At 36.2% G+C, this 19,325-nt stretch carries 16 protein-coding genes; 8 read left to right on the top strand and 8 right to left on the bottom strand.

The window, feature by feature from the left end; all coding sequences use genetic code 11:
- Positions 1 to 30: 30 nt before the first annotated feature.
- The 6 genes from serC to ACN1CD_RS05055 all read right to left on the bottom strand — a co-directional run bounded on the left by serC (position 31) and on the right by ACN1CD_RS05055 (position 8,529).
- The gene (gene serC / locus ACN1CD_RS05080) at positions 31 to 1,104 is read right to left on the bottom strand and encodes a 3-phosphoserine/phosphohydroxythreonine transaminase (protein WP_419129241.1); all 1,074 of its coding nucleotides are present in this window, start codon (positions 1,102 to 1,104) and stop codon (positions 31 to 33) included.
- Positions 1,105 to 1,570: 466 nt separating this feature from the next.
- The gene (locus ACN1CD_RS05075; protein WP_419129240.1) at positions 1,571 to 3,991 is read right to left on the bottom strand and encodes a TonB-dependent receptor; all 2,421 of its coding nucleotides are present in this window, start codon (positions 3,989 to 3,991) and stop codon (positions 1,571 to 1,573) included.
- Positions 3,992 to 4,091: 100 nt separating this feature from the next.
- Positions 4,092 to 4,763, bottom strand: a complete 672-nt coding sequence (rpe, locus tag ACN1CD_RS05070; protein ID WP_419129239.1) for a ribulose-phosphate 3-epimerase — start codon at positions 4,761 to 4,763, stop codon at positions 4,092 to 4,094.
- Positions 4,764 to 5,049: 286 nt separating this feature from the next.
- The gene (gene pnp, locus ACN1CD_RS05065) at positions 5,050 to 7,185 is read right to left on the bottom strand and encodes a polyribonucleotide nucleotidyltransferase (protein WP_419129238.1); all 2,136 of its coding nucleotides are present in this window, start codon (positions 7,183 to 7,185) and stop codon (positions 5,050 to 5,052) included.
- Positions 7,186 to 7,360: 175 nt separating this feature from the next.
- Positions 7,361 to 7,645 carry a 30S ribosomal protein S15 gene (gene rpsO, locus ACN1CD_RS05060; RefSeq protein WP_131537188.1) on the bottom strand — a complete coding sequence of 95 codons (285 nt, stop codon included), beginning with the start codon at positions 7,643 to 7,645 and terminating at the stop codon, positions 7,361 to 7,363.
- Between the two features lie 407 nt (positions 7,646 to 8,052).
- Entirely contained in the window at positions 8,053 to 8,529 is a 477-nt protein-coding gene (locus ACN1CD_RS05055) for a hypothetical protein (RefSeq protein ID WP_419129237.1), read from the bottom strand.
- A 293-nt stretch (positions 8,530 to 8,822) separates the two neighbouring features.
- Here ACN1CD_RS05055 and ACN1CD_RS05050 point away from each other — a divergent pair, with 293 nt between their 5' ends.
- The 8 genes from ACN1CD_RS05050 (at position 8,823) to ACN1CD_RS05015 (ending at position 17,702) form a co-directional block, all read left to right on the top strand.
- Positions 8,823 to 9,242 carry an acyl-CoA thioesterase gene (locus tag ACN1CD_RS05050; RefSeq protein ID WP_419129235.1) on the top strand — a complete coding sequence of 140 codons (420 nt, stop codon included), beginning with the start codon at positions 8,823 to 8,825 and terminating at the stop codon, positions 9,240 to 9,242.
- 331 nt (positions 9,243 to 9,573) lie between these two features.
- On the top strand, positions 9,574 to 10,998 hold the full coding sequence (locus ACN1CD_RS05045) for an MATE family efflux transporter (protein WP_419129233.1): 1,425 nt from the start codon (positions 9,574 to 9,576) through the stop codon (positions 10,996 to 10,998).
- Positions 10,999 to 11,291: 293 nt separating this feature from the next.
- A complete protein-coding gene (gene lepA, locus ACN1CD_RS05040; RefSeq protein WP_419129231.1) occupies positions 11,292 to 13,079 on the top strand; it encodes a translation elongation factor 4 in 1,788 nt (595 codons plus the stop codon).
- A 130-nt stretch (positions 13,080 to 13,209) separates the two neighbouring features.
- Positions 13,210 to 14,091: a bifunctional 5,10-methylenetetrahydrofolate dehydrogenase/5,10-methenyltetrahydrofolate cyclohydrolase gene (locus tag ACN1CD_RS05035; protein ID WP_419129229.1), complete on the top strand. Its 882-nt coding sequence runs from the start codon at positions 13,210 to 13,212 to the stop codon at positions 14,089 to 14,091.
- 131 nt (positions 14,092 to 14,222) lie between these two features.
- Positions 14,223 to 14,483, top strand: a complete 261-nt coding sequence (locus ACN1CD_RS05030; protein ID WP_419129227.1) for a DUF6364 family protein — start codon at positions 14,223 to 14,225, stop codon at positions 14,481 to 14,483.
- A 3-nt stretch (positions 14,484 to 14,486) separates the two neighbouring features.
- Positions 14,487 to 14,909, top strand: coding sequence for a type II toxin-antitoxin system VapC family toxin (locus tag ACN1CD_RS05025; protein WP_419129225.1), 423 nt, complete (start codon positions 14,487 to 14,489; stop codon positions 14,907 to 14,909).
- A gap of 245 nt (positions 14,910 to 15,154) precedes the next feature.
- Positions 15,155 to 15,778: a 7-carboxy-7-deazaguanine synthase QueE gene (locus tag ACN1CD_RS05020; RefSeq protein ID WP_419129223.1), complete on the top strand. Its 624-nt coding sequence runs from the start codon at positions 15,155 to 15,157 to the stop codon at positions 15,776 to 15,778.
- Between the two features lie 37 nt (positions 15,779 to 15,815).
- On the top strand, positions 15,816 to 17,702 hold the full coding sequence (locus ACN1CD_RS05015; protein WP_419129221.1) for an OmpA family protein: 1,887 nt from the start codon (positions 15,816 to 15,818) through the stop codon (positions 17,700 to 17,702).
- Positions 17,703 to 17,769: 67 nt separating this feature from the next.
- On the opposite strand, the gene ACN1CD_RS05010 is transcribed toward ACN1CD_RS05015, so the two are convergent.
- Positions 17,770 to 18,486 (bottom strand): YqjF family protein, encoded by a 717-nt coding sequence (locus ACN1CD_RS05010; protein ID WP_419129219.1) that lies wholly within the window; start codon positions 18,484 to 18,486, stop codon positions 17,770 to 17,772.
- 2 nt (positions 18,487 to 18,488) lie between these two features.
- Complete coding sequence (kdsA, locus tag ACN1CD_RS05005) at positions 18,489 to 19,301, bottom strand: 3-deoxy-8-phosphooctulonate synthase (RefSeq protein WP_419129217.1); 813 nt, start codon at positions 19,299 to 19,301, stop codon at positions 18,489 to 18,491.
- Positions 19,302 to 19,325: the final 24 nt, after the last annotated feature.

Below are 19,325 nucleotides of genomic sequence, written 5' to 3'. Positions count from 1 at the left end.
TACACCGATAATCTGTGATTATAATTTAAATTAGTTTGTTTTCGCTTGCTTCTCTTCAAAAGTCTGCATTGCCTCAATTAAAGCGTGAACACTTGTAATTGGTAATGCATTATACATAGAAGCACGGAAACCACCAACACTTCTGTGTCCCTTAATGCCGATTATGCCTTGCTCTTCAGCAAATTTCAAGAATGGTTTCTCTAACTCTGCATTCTCCATTACAAAACAGATATTCATTTTCGAACGATCTTCTAAGGCACAGGTACCTTTAAATAAAGGGTTGCGATCTATTTCTCTATATAGTGCTTCAGCTTTTTGCTTATTTTCTTTTTCAATATCTGCAACACCACCTTTTGATTTCAACCAGCGAAGGTTTAATAAAGCAACATAAACAGAAAATACCGGAGGTGTGTTGTACATCGAACCATTATCAATATGTGATTGATAATTTAACATCGATGGAATTTTACGGTCAATTTTACCTAGAATTTCATCTTTTATAATAACGATTGTTAAACCTGCAGGTCCTACATTTTTCTGTGCACCGGCATAAATTAAATCGAATTTTGAAACGTCGATTACACGGCTCATGATATCAGATGACATATCGCAAACGATAGGAACACTGGTTTCAGGAACATTGAAAAGCTCTGTTCCATAAATGGTATTATTAGATGTATAGTGAAAATAAGCACTATCAGCAGGGATTTCAAAATCCTTTGGAATGAAGGTATAGTTAGCATCCTTCGAAGAAGCAACTACATTCACATTACCTACAAACTTAGCTTCTTTTAATGCTTTGGTTGCCCAAACTCCAGAATCTAAATAACTTGCAGTTTGTCCATCTCCCAATAAATTCATCGGAACCATTGCAAATTGTAAACTTGCACCGCCTTGTAAAAATAAAACGGAATAACCCGATGGCACGTTTAATAACTCTTTTACCAATTTATCTGCTTCAGCAACAACTGCCTCAAATTCGGTTGTTCTGTGCGAAATTTCTAAAATTGATAATCCATCGTTAAAATCTAAAACTGCCTGTGCTGCTTGTTTAAACACTTCTTGAGGTAAAATACAAGGGCCTGCGCCAAAATTATGCTTCATCTTATTATATAATGTTTTATGGGCGTAAATGTAAAATTTTTAAAGCAGTTATGCCTATAAAATCGTATCATAAAAAATTAAATTTTGTTAAAAATCAGCAGGAAATTGATGGTTTTGTTGCAGTTTTTGTAATTAAAACGATTAATCTAATATTCAAAATTTAAATTATTTGAAAAGCAAAAACAGTAGCTTTTGGGTTGCAACAGTCCCGCCATCCGCTTCAATCTTTTTGTCAACTTCTGTAATTCTAAGAAACTAAGAATCTGTTTCATCAGCTGCAGATGCTTCGTTCCTCAGCATTTCGGCATATTCAGCGTTGCTGTAACAAAAAGTATTTCCGCTCCTGTCGGGTTTAGATAACTCAGAGTTTGTATTTCTTGGGATGGTTTTCCGTACAAATCTTATTACTTGGCTAAAACCCCAAATGCAAGTTCCTCGGTAAAAATTTGAAATCCTATAATCTTGTTCAATTCTTCAACTTCACAATTAACTTCAAATTAAATTGTCTGCCTGTTAAGTAATTAGGAATCGCATACTGTACATTATCTACATCTTTCAACCAGAGATAAGAAACTGTATTATCAATATTAAGCAGATTAAATACTTCAAAAAACAAGATCACCGAGCTGAAATTTTTATCTAAAAATTTAGGCCTGTGCAAGGCAACATCATCCAGAAAATCTTTAGAAAATCCAATATCCACCCGCTTGTACGAGGGTATAAAAAATTTATCTAAATATTTTGGTGTTTGTGGAGGTCCGATCGGCAAACGTGAGCCATACAATGCGTTTAAATGCACTTTATAGGTTGGGTTATTCAGTAATCTATCTTGAAAGAAAATGGAAAAATTTACCCGCTGGTCAGTTGGACGTTTTAAATAACCAGGATAGATTGTTTTACCATTTTGAATGTAGCTATCACCAATAATATCTTCATTGGCATTCATCACAGACATGCGAAAGTAGGATACTAAATCTTTAACAAACTCTCCCCCTATGCTAAAATCTGCGCCAATTGCATAACCTCTAGACACTTCTTCAGCCAGATACCTGATTCTTAAGTTATCAATCTTGTAGGGCACCAGCCTATCAGAATATTTAAAATAGGCTTCTGAAGTGAACTTTAAGCGTGTACCAAATGCATCAAAAGCATAATCATAACCAATAGAAGTATTATAAGAACTTTGTGCTTTTTGATTAACATTTAAGTTTCCCGAAAAATCCCGGATGGTTCTGTACGATGGCGGCTGCTTATAAACGCCAGCCGTAAAACGCAAAATTTTATTGTTCGAGTGAGGTCTGTAAGCAATCAGCATCCTCGGACTAATCAACAATTGTTCACTTAAAGAGTTATAAGTTGCCCGGGTACCTAATTGAAGTTCTGCATAATCTGAAAGGGAGTAACTATCTTGAATATAAGCACTATAATTTTCTATATCGATATGATTCTCCACATCAACTACATTTTGAAGCACAATATCTTTACCAGCAGTTGGTAAAATAAATCCTGCAGAATCGATGTAATTATACTCATTTAACTGATCTGAATAACTAGACCGATCATATTTTAAGCCCCAGGAAAAAACATGATTATTAAAATTTTGATCCACCTTAATTTCTGAAGCAAAAATCTGCGTGTTCAGGCTATTGCGTCCGTAATTATAATAGCTTCCTATTCCTCTATTTTTGCTAATTGGGCCAAAGTTTTCTGATCGCAGACTTTGATCCTCCTCAGCAAAAATATAACTTCCATTGATATCAAACCGCTCCCTTTCAATGGTATTGAAGTAGCTGTTTATAAATTTGACTACGAGATTAGGTTTTGGAGACCAGGTTGTTGTAATTCCTGTGCCTATCGTTTGGTAATCGTCTATCTCCTGTCCGGTATAATCTACATCCAGGCGGAGTGTTGAACTTATTGTTCCGAATTGTGTTTCCCGATTTGTTGGTACTAATTTGAATTGACCAAGATTTACATTTCCTAAAAAACTGATATTTAATTTAGGAGAAAAATTATATTGATAAATGATCTGTGCATCTCCGAAATTGGGATTATAATTTCCTTGCTCGTCTTGCTTAATTAATATGCTCGTATTGTTTTTATAACGCAGACTAGCTAACAGAAAACCACGATTTAATACCCGCTTTGTTGTGAGCGATGTATTTAAAAGACTGGTGCTGAAGATAGTTTGATTGCTATCAGGACTATCATATTTGATATCTAAAACAGATGACAACTTATCGCCATATTTAGCTTCAAATCCACCTGCAGAAAATTTTGCTTTACTTACTAATTCTGCATTAATGAAACTTAATCCTTCTTGTTGTCCGTTTCGAATTAAAACCGGTCTATTAATTTCTATATCATTAATATAAATTAGGTTTTCATCAAAGTTACCACCGCGAACACTATATTGTGCACTTAACTCATTGTTCGTTGAAACGCCTGGTAAGGTTTTGAGCATGGTTTCAAAATTACCCGAAACCAGCGGCATTGAGGCGATATCTGAAATATTGATTGTGGTAGTGTTGCTAAGCTGATTTTGCTTATTGGTGATATTGACTTGTTCAAGTTCATTTGTATTGACTACCAAATTTACATGATGCACTAATCTTGCCCCAGATCGTTCATTAAACTTAACGCTTTGAGGTTGATAACCTAATAAAGTATATTTGATAGTGAAATTTTTGGACGTCGAGTAAATGGTGTAAACTCCAAATTCATCGGTAACCGTACTTTTTGCCTGCCCCAATACCATAACAGTAACCTGAGAAAGTGGCAGTTTCTCTTCATTATAAACTATTCCCGAAACCTTCACTAATGGCTGTGCTACAGCTAAACTGCAACTGGCAATTAAAAGGAAAAGGATTAGCCGAAATTGGAGCATTTTTAGGATGAGGATAAATGTATCAAGATAAGAGTATCAAGAATCAAGATGATTATAACGCCGTATTTCTTATCATTGGAACAATTTAGCAATAAAACAATTAAATGTTTACACTAATATTCGTTAGCTGTTTCATCTTACCAATCGTTTCTGTTGGATTTTCGCTTGCAAAAATTGCATTTCCTGCAACGAAAGCGTTTGCGCCCGCAGATACTAATGCAGCGATATTTTTCAAACTTACACCACCGTCAACTTCAATAACCAGGTCTTCATTTTTCCCTTCGATCAAGCGTTTCAAATCCTGAATTTTCTTGTAGGTATTATGGATAAAAGCTTGTCCACCAAAACCGGGATTAACCGACATAATTAAAACCAAATCCAAATCTTCAATTACATCCTGTAACAATGTAACTGGCGTATGCGGGTTTAAAGCCACACCAGCCTTGCATCCTGCTGCTTTTATTAATTGAATGGTTCGGTGTAAATGTGTGCATGCTTCGTAATGAACTGTAATTCGATCTGCACCAGCGTCTGCAAACTCCTGTACATATTTATCAGGTTCAACAATCATTAGATGAACATCAAGCGGTTTAGTTGCATGCTTTTTTACAGCAGCCATCACCGGGAATCCAAAAGAAATATTTGGAACAAAAACCCCGTCCATTACATCAACATGAAACCAATCGGCCTCACTTTGATTAATCATTTCGATATCGCGCTGTAAATTACCAAAATCGGCAGAAAGTATAGATGGGGCAATGATGTATTTCATTAGTGTATTTATAACAGTTTTATATTATACTATTTCAGTTTAGAATTTCAACTAAAGGCTATCGTCACCCTGAATTTATTTCAGGGACTTAATTACAATAAAAGTGCTGAAATAAATTCAGCATGACGAATTGGACTAACGCTTTCCTTAAAAACATAGTGTATTAATTAGTAACAATGCAAGTTACAAAATCATTTCAAACAAAATTATATCTCAACAAAAAACCCTTCCAGTAAAACTGAAAGGGTTTTGAAGTATCTAAAAGTCCCCTTTAGGAATTTAGGGGTTACGCTTGTGGCGCTGTTGGTTTTTCTGGTCTTGGTAATAAAACTTTACGGGAAAGTTTCATTTTACCTTGTTTATCGATGTCTAATAATTTAACCTCGATTTTATCACCTTCTTTTAAAACACCATCCATAGTTTCTAAGCGCTCCCATGAAATTTCGGAAATGTGTAGCAAACCATCTTTACCTGGCATTACTTCAACAAAAGCACCAAATGGCATAATAGATTTCACTTTACCTTGGTAAACTTCACCTATTTCTGGTTTGGCAACGATGTTTCGGATACGCGTTACAGCAGAATCAATTGCTGCTTTATTATCAGCAAATATTTCTACAATACCTTTACCGTCAACTTCTTCAATAGAGATTGAAGCGCCGGTTTCACGTTGCATTTCCTGAATAATTTTACCTCCAGGGCCGATAATCGCACCGATGAATTCTTTCTCAATCGTTAAAGAAACAATACGTGGAGCATGTGGTTTATAATCTTCATTCGGCTGACCGATCGTTTTCTTCATCTCATTTAAGATATGTAAACGACCTTCTTTAGCTTGTAATAAAGCTTTGGTTAGCACTTCGTAAGATAAACCGTTAATTTTTAAATCCATCTGGCAGGCAACGATACCATTTTCAGTACCAGTTACTTTAAAGTCCATATCGCCTAAGTGATCTTCATCACCTAAAATATCAGAAAGGATTGCATATTTACCAGTTTTTTCATCAGAAATTAAACCCATCGCAATACCAGAAACTGGTGATTTGATTTTAATACCAGCATCCATTAATGCCAATGTACCCGCACAAACAGTTGCCATTGATGATGAGCCATTTGATTCTAAAATATCAGAAACGATACGGATAGTATATGGATTAGCATCACCTTGTGGCAATACTTTTTTCAATGAACGTTGCGCTAAAGCACCGTGACCAATTTCGCGGCGACCTGCACCTCTGTTTGGTCTAACTTCACCAGTTGAGAAACCAGGGAAATTATAGTGCAATAAGAATTTGTTATAACCATTTACGAAAGCACCATCAATCATTTGCTCATCATCTTTGCTACCTAAAGTAACTGATGTTAAAGATTGAGTTTCGCCACGTGTAAATACAGCCGAACCGTGAGCAGCTGGTAAGTAACCAATTTCACTCCAGATTGGACGAATTTCGGTAGTCTTACGGCCGTCTAAACGAATGCCTTCATCTAATAATAAATTTCTAATTGCATCATACTGAACATCATGGTAATAATGTTTAGCCATTGCTTTAGTTAAATCTGCAGTATCTTCTGGCATTGCTGCAAAGAAATCATTAATAATTGCAGTAAAACCAACTTTACGCTCATCTTTATTAGAACCAGATTTTGCTATTGCATAAACCTTATCATAAGTATCAGCAAAAACTTTAGCTCTTAAATCAGCATCGTGATCTTCGTGGTTATATTCACGTTTTACAGTTTTGCCAGTAGCTTCAGTTAATTCAACTTGAATAGCACATTGAACTTTAATTGCAGCATGTGCAAATTTTAAAGCTTCAACCATTTCATCTTCTTGAATTTCATCGCACTCACCTTCAACCATTCCTATGTCGTTTGCAGAACCAGCAACCATAAACTCTAAAGTTGCACGCTCTAAATCACTAGCTTTTGGATTGATAATTAATTTACCATCAATTTTAGCTACACGAACTTCAGAAATAGGACCGTTAAAAGGAATATCAGAAACGGATAATGCTGCAGATGCCGCTAAACCTGCCAAACAATCTGGCATAATATCTTTATCAGCAGAAATTAGTGAAATCATCACCTGGGTATCAGAGTGATAATCACTTGGGAACATTGGGCGTAAAGCTCTATCAACCAAACGAGAGATTAAAACCTCATAATCTGATAATCTTGCTTCACGACGTAAAAATCCACCTGGAATACGACCAGTAGCCGCATATTTCTCTTGATAATCAACCGATAATGGTAAGAAGTCAGTTCCTGGTTTAGCACCAACAGTTGATACTACAGTTGCTAACAACATGGTATCGCCCATTTTCACTACAACCGAACCATCAGCTTGTTTAGCTAATTTACCAGTTTCAATTTCAATTGTTCTGCCATCGCCCAAATCGAACGATTTTTTTATTACATTCATTTAATTAGAATTGTGGTGTGTTTTCCTCTTTGCCCACACCTTGTTTATATATGTTTTTGTTTTTGCAAACGAAGATAAGATTTAAAAACCTATCTGTAATAATTCCCTTTAAAAATTTGAAAGGAAAAGTAAAAAGCCATTCTCTAAAGAATGGCTTTTGTTGATAACATTACGCTTATTTTTGTTTAATGATATCACGAAGCGATAAAGCTTTGATGATAGCACGATAGCGCTCAATATCTTTTTTGTATAAGTAAGCCAAAATACCGCGGCGTTTACCTACCAATTTTTGAAGTGACAACTGAGTAGAGAAATCTTTACGATTTTTCTTTAAGTGTTCTGTTAAGTGCGCAATACGGTATGTAAACAACGCTACCTGACCTTCAGCAGAACCCGTATTGGTTTCTACTTCGCCGTGTGTTTTAAAAATTTCGGCTTTCTTTTCTGTACTTAAATACATTCTTGAATAATATTAAAGTGTATAAAATTAATTAATTGCTGCAAAGATAAAGTATTTTTAACGTATTAACAAAGCATACCGAATTGTTTAATAGCTGAATTGTTAAATTGAACATTGCAACATCGTTTTAGAATCATAAAGTTTTGTTTTACAGATTATTCACTCTAGCCGCTATACAATCTTCGATGTTAATTTACTTACGCTTGCAGATAATAGATAGATTAACGTTTTAACTTTAAAAGTAAAAGTATTCGCGCTAAAAGTTGGTTTTAGATGTAATGAAGAAATCTGGATTTAATACCATTAATGAATCAGTGTACCAAAAGCGCGTGGAACAACTTCGTCAGAACATAAACATTAAGAAACCTAAAATGGCGCTCAAGATCTTAATGCCTTAATGTTTCAATTTAGTTTTTTTTATTAATCCGTTCTAATTCTAAAACATCTAACTGGTCCTTAGGTCTATTAGTGGCGCGTTTATTATCAAGAAGATGATTGTAATGAAGAAATCTGGCTTTAATCCCATTAATTTCATCAACAGTAGCCATTTGAAAATACTCATCAAAATTATTTTTATCCAAGCCAGGAATATCGGTCATTAAATCTGCATACATTCCATCATCCATCATCACTTCGCAATATCCTGCAATAATCGGAACATACAATAACATGTCGTATCTACCATAACCCATTTTATCCAACGCATAGATCAGATTTTGTCGATTTTCTTTGGTATCTTTTAAATAGATATCTAAATCTCCCGTAGTACGATTGTACCCATATCTGTTTACAGCAAATCCACCAACAATAAGATATCTTAAATCAAACTGCTGAAATGTTTCCAGCAATAAAAGCATTTCTGAGTTCTCCTTATCAAAAGACATAGACGGAAATTATATGGCTGGCTTACGAATGACCAAACCTTTTCCTAGAGGAAATTTTAATGGCCTACCCCCATTCATAGCTATTGAAATATGATTGAGATGTAATATGCTAAAAAAACGTTGCTCCGGACTACGACTTAAATAAACACTTTCACGCTCCTCTGCAATTGTTTCGCGTGGAATTGAAGTATCATATAGCGTAAGTTTTCCCATTTCATATCAAAGATAATAAAATGAAAATAATACTTGTCATCACAAGTATTAAATACCTTAATTTGCAAAAAAATTTACCCTTGGAAAAGAATCAATTTAGCATTTTCGAAACTGAATTACGTGTGCGTCCGGATGACATAGACATGTTTAACCATGTACATAATAGTAAATATTTGGATTATGTATTGGCTGCCCGTTACGAGCAAATGGAAAAATTCTATGGCATGCCTTGGGAACATTTCACCAAACAAGGTTTAGGTTGGGTGGTAAGTCACGTTGATATCAAATTCAAACGTCCACTTTTAATGAACGATTTAATGTTAATCAGAACGGGAATATTAACCATGAATGATAAGGGTTGTGCCGTTCAATTCGAAATTATCAATAAAAAAACAGGCAAAGTTGCCTCCGATGGTATATTTGATTATGTACTAATCGATTTAAATACCAGTAGAGGAACAAAAGTTACTGAAGAAATGATAAAGGCATATAGTATATAATAGTGATTACACAGATGGTTGGATTGCACAGATGGAGTAGATTATAAATCCGTGCATTCCGTGTCTCTGTGGCAGAAAATAAAGCTATTGACATGAGAGTATAAGCCATCAATCAGTGATTAAAGTTGATCAATTCTCAAAAAAATTGTCATCAAAACTTGACAATTAAAAATTTTCTCTATATTTGCCTCATCAATAAGACCAGAGCCATGATAGTATCTGCAATCCGTTTGAGGTTCTAAATAACCGAGGATTCCCTCCATTTCAATTCTAGATATGTACGCTTAACCGCGTATCAATTGGTTTATACATTACATTTTATCTATATTATATGTCACAGTCAACAAAGACACAGGGCAAACTATCATCATTTTTTGATCTATTGGTACAATCGCTAAAAGGCAACGAAGTTGATTTAACCTCCATCACGATTAAACGGGCAATTATTCTCTTAGCTATTCCCATGATGCTGGAAATGGCCATGGAATCTGTATTCGCATTAGTTGATTTATATTTCGTTGGTCACCTCGAAAACAGTAGCCATGCGATACAAACTGTCGGATTAACCGAATCCGTTCTAACCATTATTTATTCGCTCGCTATCGGCTTGAGTATGGCGGCTACGGCAGTTGTGGCAAGAAGAATAGGCGAGAAAAATCCTGAAGCAGCTTCAAGGGCTGGAATGCAAACCATTATAATAGCAGTAATTATCAATCTTTTAATCACTATTCTTGGGCTGATATATGCCAGAGATATCCTGCTACTTATGGGCGCTTCGACAGAAACAGCCGATCATGGTGTGACATTTACACGTATTATGATGGGCGGAAGCATTATCATTGTGCTACTCTTCTTAATTAATGGAATATTTCGCGGTGCAGGAAATGCCGCTATTGCTATGCGAAGTTTGTGGATTGCTAATATTGCGAACATTATCCTCTGCCCTATTTTCATCAATGGCTTTGGTCCGGTACCTGCATTTGGTTTAACCGGAGCTGCCATTGCCACTACAATTGGTAGAGGTTTGGGCGTAACCTATCAGCTTTACAATTTATTTAATGGCAAAAATGCATTAAAAATAAGTCTTAGCCATTTCATACCGGATCTAAAACAGATTAAAGCAATTATTAAGATTGCAGCTCCCGCTATTTTTCAGTTCGTTATTGCAAGTTGTAGTTGGGTATTCCTGGCAGAATTAGTGGCAACCACTGGTGGCGATGAGGGCTCTGCAGGTTATCAGACGGCCTTAAGATTGATGATGTTTTTCTTATTACCAGCCTGGGGATTAAGTAATGCAGCTGCAACTTTGGTTGGCCAGAACCTCGGTGCCGGACACATTGACCGGGCTGAAAAGTCTGTGATCCAAACCATAAAATATATTTTCGTTTTTATGGCAGTTGTGACGGTTCTTTTCCTAACCTGTGGACATCTATTCGCTGCATTCTTTACTTCCGATGAAAAAGTAATTGAGATAGCCAGTCGCGCGCTAAAAACCCTAAGTATAGGTTTTATCATTTACGGAATGGGCATGGTTTTAACAAGTGCATTCAACGGTGCCGGCGATACGTGGACGCCCACAAAAATCAATATTTTTGCTTTTTGGTTGTTTCAGATTCCATTAGCTTACTTCCTAGCGAAGTATTTAGGTATGGGGCCGACTGGGGTTTTTATTGCCATTCCAACTGCAGAAGTTGGTATAGCCATCGCAGCTTTTATATTATTCAAAAAAGGTAAATGGAAGAAAACCATGGTGTAATTTAATAGTTATGAAATAATTAGCCACGGAAGCACAGATTTACACTGAATTAAACTTGTTCAATGTGATTTCTGTGTTTCGGTGGTAAAAGAACAAATGTTTGAGCTGGATAAACCTGATTGAAGTATATCTCGATTCTTCATCGGGAGCAACCGAAAATCTAGTGTTTTTACTTTTCAAAATATTAAAAAATCAGGTGGTTTGACATTGATTAATTTTCTCCCGACAAAATCGGGATTTCGCTTTGCTCAACATCTTAAATTTTCCATTAAAAACTATATCTTTGCGCAAAGATGAAGCATATACGTAATTTTTGCATTATTGCACATATTGACCACGGAAAGAGTACACTAGCCGATAGGTTACTAGAATATACTGAGACGATTTCGAAGCGTGAAGCGCAAGCGCAGTTGCTCGACAACATGGATTTGGAGCGTGAACGTGGCATTACGATTAAAAGTCATGCCATACAAATGAACTACAAAGTTGGTGATATTGAGTACAATTTTAACTTAATTGATACACCCGGACACGTAGATTTTTCTTACGAAGTTTCGCGTTCTATTGCCGCCTGCGAAGGTGCTTTATTAATCGTAGATGCTTCACAAGGAATTCAGGCACAGACCATTTCAAATTTGTATTTAGCCTTAGAACACGACCTTGAAATTATACCAATTTTAAATAAAATGGATTTGCCTGGGGCGATGCCTGAGGAAGTTAAAGACCAGATTATTGATTTAATTGGTTGTAAACGTGAAGATATTATTCCAGCTTCAGGTAAAACTGGGTTGGGAATTCCTGATATTATTCAAGCGATTGTAGACCGTGTTCCAGCTCCTGTTGGCGACCCTGAAGCACCTTTACAAGCGTTAATTTTCGATTCCGTATTTAACTCATTCAGAGGGATTATCGCTTATTATAAAGTAGTAAACGGCGAAATCAAAAAAGGTGACAAAGTAAAATTCATTAATACTGGAAAACAATATTTAGCTGACGAAGTTGGAATTCTGAAATTAGACATGTCACCTAGAAGCGTTGTAAAAACCGGCGATGTAGGTTACATTATTTCAGGCATTAAAGAGGCACGTGAGGTAAAAGTTGGCGATACCATTACCACTGTAGACAGGCCATCAACAGATTCTATTCAAGGATTTGAAGAGGTTAAACCAATGGTTTTTGCTGGTATATATCCTGTTGATACGGATGAATATGAAGAATTGCGTGAGGCGATGCATAAGTTGCAATTGAATGATGCCTCTATCGTTTTCGAACCTGAAAGTTCTGCAGCTTTAGGCTTCGGTTTCCGTTGCGGATTCTTGGGCATGTTGCACATGGAAATCGTTCAGGAACGTTTGGAGCGTGAATTCGATATGACGGTGATCACTACTGTTCCCAACGTATCGTATATTGCACATACCACTAAAGGCGATGAATTTATTGTGAATAATCCATCAGATTTACCAGATCCAAGTAAATTGGATTCCGTTGAAGAGCCTTTTATTAAAGCAAATATTATTACCAAGGCAGAATTTGTAGGTCCGGTAATGTCACTTTGTATTCAGAAAAGAGGAACAATTGTAAACCAATCTTATTTAACATCTGATCGGGTTGAGTTGATTTTTGAAATGCCAATGGCCGAAATTGTATTCGATTTTTATGATAAATTGAAAACGATTTCTAAGGGTTATGCGTCCTTCGATTATCATCAAATTGGTTACCGTAAATCGGATTTAGTTCGTTTGGATTTATTATTAAATGAAGAGCCTGTTGATGCTTTATCTTCCTTAATTCACCGAAGCAATGCCTACGATTTTGGAAAAAAAATCTGCGAAAAATTAAGAGAATTAATTCCCCGTCAGCAGTTCGAGATTAAAATACAAGCTTCTATCGGTGCGAAGGTTATTGCCCGCGAAACGCTTAGTGCCTTACGTAAAGATGTAACCGCTAAATGTTACGGTGGTGATATTTCCCGTAAACGGAAGTTATTAGAAAAGCAGAAGAAAGGTAAAAAACGCATGCGCCAGGTAGGAAATGTTGAAATTCCACAATCAGCGTTTATGGCAGTTTTGAAATTGGATTAAAATAGAATCAAGATATAAGTATCAGGTATCTAGATTTGTAATAAATTAAAATAATATAGTTAAAGGCATAATGAGCATTCGAGTTGACCAGCCGGTCTTGATACTCGATACTACTATTCGATACTTTAGGATGAAATTATTAGACGGAAAATACGTATCAGAAAAAATTAAAGTTCAGATTGCTGAAGAAGCTGCTGATTTTTTGAGCAATACGGGAAGGAAACCTCATTTGGTTGCCATCTTGGTTGGTAACGATGGTGGTAGCGAAACTTACGTAGCCAGCAAAATGAAAAACTGTGAGAAAGTGGGTTTTAAATCTTCACTTCACAGATATGATAATTCAGTAACTGAAGCAGAACTTCTAGCAAAAATAGAAGAGATTAATCAAGATGCTGATGTTGATGGATTAATTGTTCAATTGCCTTTGCCAAAACACATTGATCCTGAAAAAGTAACTGAAACGATTGATCACCGTAAAGATGTTGACGGTTTTCACCCAGTAAATCTAGGTAGAATGATGCGTAATTTACCCTGCTTCATTCCAGCAACACCTTATGGGATTTTACTTATGTTGGAAGAATACAATATCGATACCACCGGAAAACATTGTGTTGTAGTAGGTAGAAGTAATATTGTTGGCAGCCCAATGAGTATTTTAATGGCACGCAACGCCAACCCCGGTAATTGTACCGTAACACTCACCCACTCCCGCACTAAGGATTTAAAGGAGCAGGTTCTTCAGGCTGATATCGTTATCGCTGCTATTGGTAAAAAGAACTTTGTAACTGCAGATATGATTAAGCCTGGTGCAATTATCATCGACGTTGGTATTAACCGAGAATCTTCAACAGAAACTAAATCTGGCTTTAAATTATATGGAGATGTTGATTTTGAAAATGTGGCTCCTAAAGCATCCTATATTACACCAGTTCCTGGCGGTGTTGGTTTAATGACAATTGTTGGGCTATTAAAAAATACACTTGCTTCAGCAAGGAAAGAAATTTATTCATAAGATATTAATATCTTAATGTATTGAAAGCAATTCCATTCGGAATTGCTTTTTTTTGCAGATATTTTTTTTTTACGTAAAACTATTTAAAATTGCACGTAAAATAGTTATATTTGCATATAATTTCAAATGTAATGGATGCAAAACTTACTTTAAGCTTTAATCAGGATGTGGTTAACAAAGCGAAAAAATATGCTGCTGATAACAATATTAGTTTATCTCGTTTAATTGAGCATTTACTAACTCAGGTAACTGCTACCGAGTACAAATCTTTAGAAGATTATCCCATTAGCGATTGGGTGAGTATGGTGGCAGAAGGCGAAGTTGAGTATAAGAGAACAGTAAAGCCAAGTCGCAAATCATCAAAAGATGAATTCTTCTCGTCTAAGAAATAAGCTATGCTCAGAATTTTTCTAGATGCAAATGTTTTGGTATCAGTGCTTAATAAAGAATATCCGGTCTTCACCTATTCTTCACGGATTTTAAGTTTAGCATCACATCCAAAATTTGAAGTTTATACCTCGCCGCTTTGTTTGGCAATTGCATTTTATTTCGCGGAAAAAAAACATGGTACTATATTGGCTAAACAAAAGATTAATTTACTCTGTCAGCATGTAAAAATTGCAGAAAATTTATCACGAGGAGTTTCAGACACTTTACTGAACAAGAGAATTCATGACTTTGAAGATGGCCTGGAATACCATGCCGCTCAAGAACACGAATGCAGATGTATCATTACCGAAGATATTGAAGATTTCTATTTCTCAGATATTGAAATTTTAAATTGTCAGGATTTTTTCAAGAGGCATTTGTTGAATTAGTGCAGTTAGTTGAAATTTACTGCTGTAAGTAAAAGGGAGCTATCAACTAGAAAATTTATAGATGGATTGCCATTTGGCTTTAACCTGCAGCAATCAAAAAACATAAATTTAAAAATCCAATCACCATTCGCCCTAACTTAATGGCGATTCAATAACTTATATATCAGTGTTATTTCATCTTTCGATTAAATTTTGAGTGAGGGACAACTCCATCATATTTTTTTAAGATATTTGCATCCTCAAAAATGAAACAATATATACCAGAAGACGGCACATTACTTCCTTTAATGGAAGAGTTCTATACAATACAAGGCGAGGGATTTAACACTGGCAAGGCAGCATATTTTATTCGTTTAGGCGGTTGCGATGTAGGTTGCCACTGGTGTGATGTTAAAGAAAGTTGGGATGCGGAAATGCATCCACTCACGCTTTCTGATGTAATTGTAGATAACGCTGATCAATTTCCGGGTAAGGCCGTGGTAATTACCGGCGGAGAACCGTTAATTTATAATCTAGATTATTTAACAAATAAGTTAAAGGAAAGAGGAATTTTAACATTCATTGAAACATCTGGTGCTTATCCACTTTCAGGGAACTGGGACTGGATCTGTTTATCGCCTAAAAAATTTAAGGCTCCTCGTCCGGATATTACGCCATTTGCTCATGAGTTGAAGGTAATTGTTTTTAATAAAAGCGATTTTAAATGGGCAGAAGAATACGCAGCGATGGTGTCTCCAACCTGCAAATTGTATTTACAGCCCGAATGGTCAAAATCAAAAGAAATTACGCCAATGATTATTGAGTATGTAATGGCCAATCCGAAATGGGAAATTTCTTTACAAACACATAAATTTTTAAATATTCCTTAAAAAACAATACATTCGCTTAATAACCAATGTTTTGTCTATGAGGTTTTGCTTTTCCCTAGTTTTTACTTTAATCGGCCTAGGTGCTTTTGCCCAGGCATCAAATAATAAAAAGGCTCAGATTTTTTTCGAACGTGCTGGTCCGTTGGTGGAGAAATTGGATTACCCAGCTGCCGAACAGGTATTGAAAAGTGCAGTAGAAGCGGATCCAATGTTTCAAGGCGCCTACATTCTACTAGCTGATGTACAAAAGCTACAGAAGAAATACGCTGATGCCAAGGTCTCTTACCAGAAGTCAATTTTAATCAACCCAAATATTTCACCTGCAGTACTCTATAGTTTAGCTGAAACTGAGTTTGCAACACAGGAATTTGATAAAGCTAAAAAGCATTTCACAGATTTCCTGATGCAGGATGATTCCTCAGATCGGGCTAAAAGAGCAAAAAAACACCTGATTGATTGCAATTTCGCTACCATTGCAATTAATAAACCTGTTAAATATGTACCGACAAACCTTGGCAAAGGTGTAAATACTGTAGATGCAGAATACTTCCCGGCACTGACTGCGGACGGAGAAATTCTAATTTTCACCAGGCAAGTTGGAGGTAATGAAGATTTTTGGACGTCGCAGTACAAAAATGAAGTATGGACAGAAGCAACTCCCCTTTCTTCTAAAATTAATACCCTAAAATATAACGAAGGTGCTCAAACCATATCACCAGATGGAAAGTATTTATTTTTCACCGGCTGTAACCGTCCGGATGGATTAGGTAGATGTGATATTTACGTTTCACATCGGGAAGGTAAGGATTGGGGTGAGCCATACAATGTAGGTAAGCCTGTAAATTCAGAATATTGGGAGTCTCAACCCGCAATCAGCCCCAACGGAAGAACATTATACTTCATTAGTAATCGCCCGGGAGGATCTGGTGGCTATGATATTTGGAAAAGCACCATTACAGAAGATGCCAAATGGGGCGCTGCCGTAAATTTAGGTCCGGAAATAAATACCCCATTTGATGAAAACACCCCCTTTCTGCACGCCGACGGTAGAACCTTATATTTTTCATCTGATGGTTGGCCGGGATTTGGCCACAAGGATATTTTCTACAGTAGAATGGATGAAAATAGAAAATTCAACAAGCCAACAAATATGGGCTACCCTATTAATTCTTATGAAGATGAAAATGGCTTGATCGTAAGCGCCGACGGAAATTTCGGCATGTTTTCTTCCAATTTGAATAATGGTTTTGGAGTTCAGGATATTTATCGTTTTGGAATTCCTGAAGTCGCTAAACCTCTAAAGATTTCTTATGTTAAAGGCATTGTAAAAGATAAGGATACTAAAAAAACAATTGAAAGTAATGTTCAGGTGATTGATTTAAAAACCAACAGACCAGTTTTTGATGACTATACTGATCCTGAAACAGGTCAATTTCTGGCGGTAATGCCGATTGGTAGTAACTACCTTTTTAATGTAAATGCTGATGGGTATATGTTTTATTCTGAAAATTTTGATTTGAAACAAGGTGATATTAATAAAGCCTATCAAGTTGAAGTATTTATAGAGAAGATAAAGCCTGGTGGTAATGCCACCTTAAGAAATATATTTTTTGACACCAATAAATTTAGCCTCCTACCAGCTTCAATACGTGAACTAAATCTGTTAATTGATTTTTTACAGCAAAACGGAAGTGTTCAAATCGAAATTCAAGGCCATACAGATAACGTTGGCGACGATAAATTAAATGAGAAATTATCGTTTGATCGGGCAAATGCCGTTTATAATTACCTGATTAAAAATGAAATTGACCCGAAACGACTTACCTTTAAGGGCTTTGGAGCCAGCAGGCCAATTGCAGATAATAAAACAGAAACAGGGAGAAAAAGTAACCGCAGAACATCTTTCATGATCAAGAAAGTATAAACAGCAAATTATTCAGCATTGATTTAAATGCAATAATTGCAAGGTGCTAAGTACCAAACAGATGCTTTTAAAACTTTCTGCCTTTCATCACCCTAATTTCAGATCCTTCGGCCAACATTACCGAATCTGGTTTAGCATCGTTTAAAAAGGCAAAATCATTTCCATAATTCAGCTGAAAATTAACATCTATCTTGAAGCTTTTAACTGGGTAAATTTCCCATCTTGGATGCTCTACGCCATATTCTGAAGTTCTGTTTGCGCCTATTTTAGTATAACCCCAATAGTGTTCAGTAATAAATTCTGCCTCACTGCCGATCGGAATATCCACTGCTTTGGAAGAGGCAGTTATGGAAAAGCTATGCCATTCCTCAGCTTTCCAAAGGTAATCCACTTTAAGTTCACCAGCTGTTGTTGTCCACAAATGCTTCATCGGTAATGTTTGGTATTTTTCCTTATAAATGGTATTGGCAACAAAAGTAATGGCCGATAGTGGAACGATTTCTTTAATAAATACCACACCACGCTTCCATTCAAGTCCATCTTTATATTTCACATAAAATCGCAGATTCACTTCTTCAAAATTGGTGTGAAAGGGAATATTAAATCCACGAAGCTTTACATCCAGAAACATAAAACCAACGAGGCTAACATAATACTTTCCTTGCCAGTCATCCAATTCCGTATTTGGCGGAAGATATTTCGTCAAAATTTCTTTATTTACCGCATATTGCGCTAAAGCAAGTTTTCGCCATTCGGCGGTAAGGAATACTTTTGAATTGGCCAAGGTTATAGGATTGCTTGTCTTACTCTAATTAGTTTAACTAATGTCTCTTCCAATAAATCTAAGTGCAACATGTTCGCGCCATCAGATTTTGCATTAGCCGGATCAGGATGCGTTTCGATAAATAAACCATCTGCACCTACCGCAATCGCCGCTTTTGCAATGGTAGATATTAGCTCCGGTTTACCGCCAGTTACACCACTGCTTTGATTAGGTTGTTGTAAAGAATGCGTACAATCCATCACCACAGGCACACCAAAACTTTGCATTTCGGGTAAACCACGGTAATCAACAATCAAATCCTGATAACCAAATGTATTTCCCCGATCTGTTAAAATCACCCTATCGTTACCTGCCTCTTTTATTTTTTCTACCGCAAATTTCATTGAACCTGCAGAAAGGAACTGTCCTTTTTTAACATTCACCACCTTTCCAGTATGTGCTGCTGCTATTAAAAGGTCTGTTTGGCGACAAAGGAATGCCGGAATCTGCAATACATCAACATAAGCGGCAGCCATAGCAGCTTCGTTACTTTCGTGGATATCGGTAACCGTAGACACGCCAAATTCTCTACCAATCCTTTCTAAAATACGCAAAGCTTTTTCGTCGCCAATGCCAGTGAAAGAACTTCCCTTACTCCGATTTGCTTTGCGGAAAGAACCTTTAAAAATGTATGGAATTTTAAGTTTATCAGTGATCGAAATAATCTTTTCAGCAATACGTAAAGCGATATCTTCACCCTCAATTGCACATGGACCAGCCATTAAAAAGAAGTTTCCAGATTCGGTATTTTTAATTTTATCTAAATAGTTTAACATGTGAAATGTGTTATAGATGATGGG

The sequence above is a fragment of the Pedobacter sp. N23S346 genome, from assembly GCF_048515415.1.
GTDB lineage: Bacteria > Bacteroidota > Bacteroidia > Sphingobacteriales > Sphingobacteriaceae > Pedobacter.
This window is presented reverse-complemented; position numbering and strand designations above follow the sequence as displayed.

Excerpts from the sequence above, each read along its gene's own strand:
- serC (WP_419129241.1), bottom strand. The coding sequence starts at position 1,104 with ATGAAGCATAATTTTGGCGCAGGCCCTTGTATTTTACCTCAAGAAGTG.
- ACN1CD_RS05035 (WP_419129229.1), top strand. The coding sequence starts at position 13,210 with ATGAAATTATTAGACGGAAAATACGTATCAGAAAAAATTAAAGTTCAG.
- ACN1CD_RS05015 (WP_419129221.1), top strand. The coding sequence starts at position 15,816 with ATGAGGTTTTGCTTTTCCCTAGTTTTTACTTTAATCGGCCTAGGTGCT.
- kdsA (WP_419129217.1), bottom strand. The coding sequence starts at position 19,301 with ATGTTAAACTATTTAGATAAAATTAAAAATACCGAATCTGGAAACTTC.
- ACN1CD_RS05045 (WP_419129233.1), top strand. The coding sequence starts at position 9,574 with ATGTCACAGTCAACAAAGACACAGGGCAAACTATCATCATTTTTTGAT.
- lepA (WP_419129231.1), top strand. The coding sequence starts at position 11,292 with ATGAAGCATATACGTAATTTTTGCATTATTGCACATATTGACCACGGA.
- rpsO (WP_131537188.1), bottom strand. The coding sequence starts at position 7,645 with ATGTATTTAAGTACAGAAAAGAAAGCCGAAATTTTTAAAACACACGGC.
- pnp (WP_419129238.1), bottom strand. The coding sequence starts at position 7,185 with ATGAATGTAATAAAAAAATCGTTCGATTTGGGCGATGGCAGAACAATT.
- rpe (WP_419129239.1), bottom strand. The coding sequence starts at position 4,763 with ATGAAATACATCATTGCCCCATCTATACTTTCTGCCGATTTTGGTAAT.
- ACN1CD_RS05030 (WP_419129227.1), top strand. The coding sequence starts at position 14,223 with ATGGATGCAAAACTTACTTTAAGCTTTAATCAGGATGTGGTTAACAAA.
- ACN1CD_RS05025 (WP_419129225.1), top strand. The coding sequence starts at position 14,487 with ATGCTCAGAATTTTTCTAGATGCAAATGTTTTGGTATCAGTGCTTAAT.
- ACN1CD_RS05055 (WP_419129237.1), bottom strand. The coding sequence starts at position 8,529 with ATGTCTTTTGATAAGGAGAACTCAGAAATGCTTTTATTGCTGGAAACA.
- ACN1CD_RS05020 (WP_419129223.1), top strand. The coding sequence starts at position 15,155 with ATGAAACAATATATACCAGAAGACGGCACATTACTTCCTTTAATGGAA.
- ACN1CD_RS05075 (WP_419129240.1), bottom strand. The coding sequence starts at position 3,991 with ATGCTCCAATTTCGGCTAATCCTTTTCCTTTTAATTGCCAGTTGCAGT.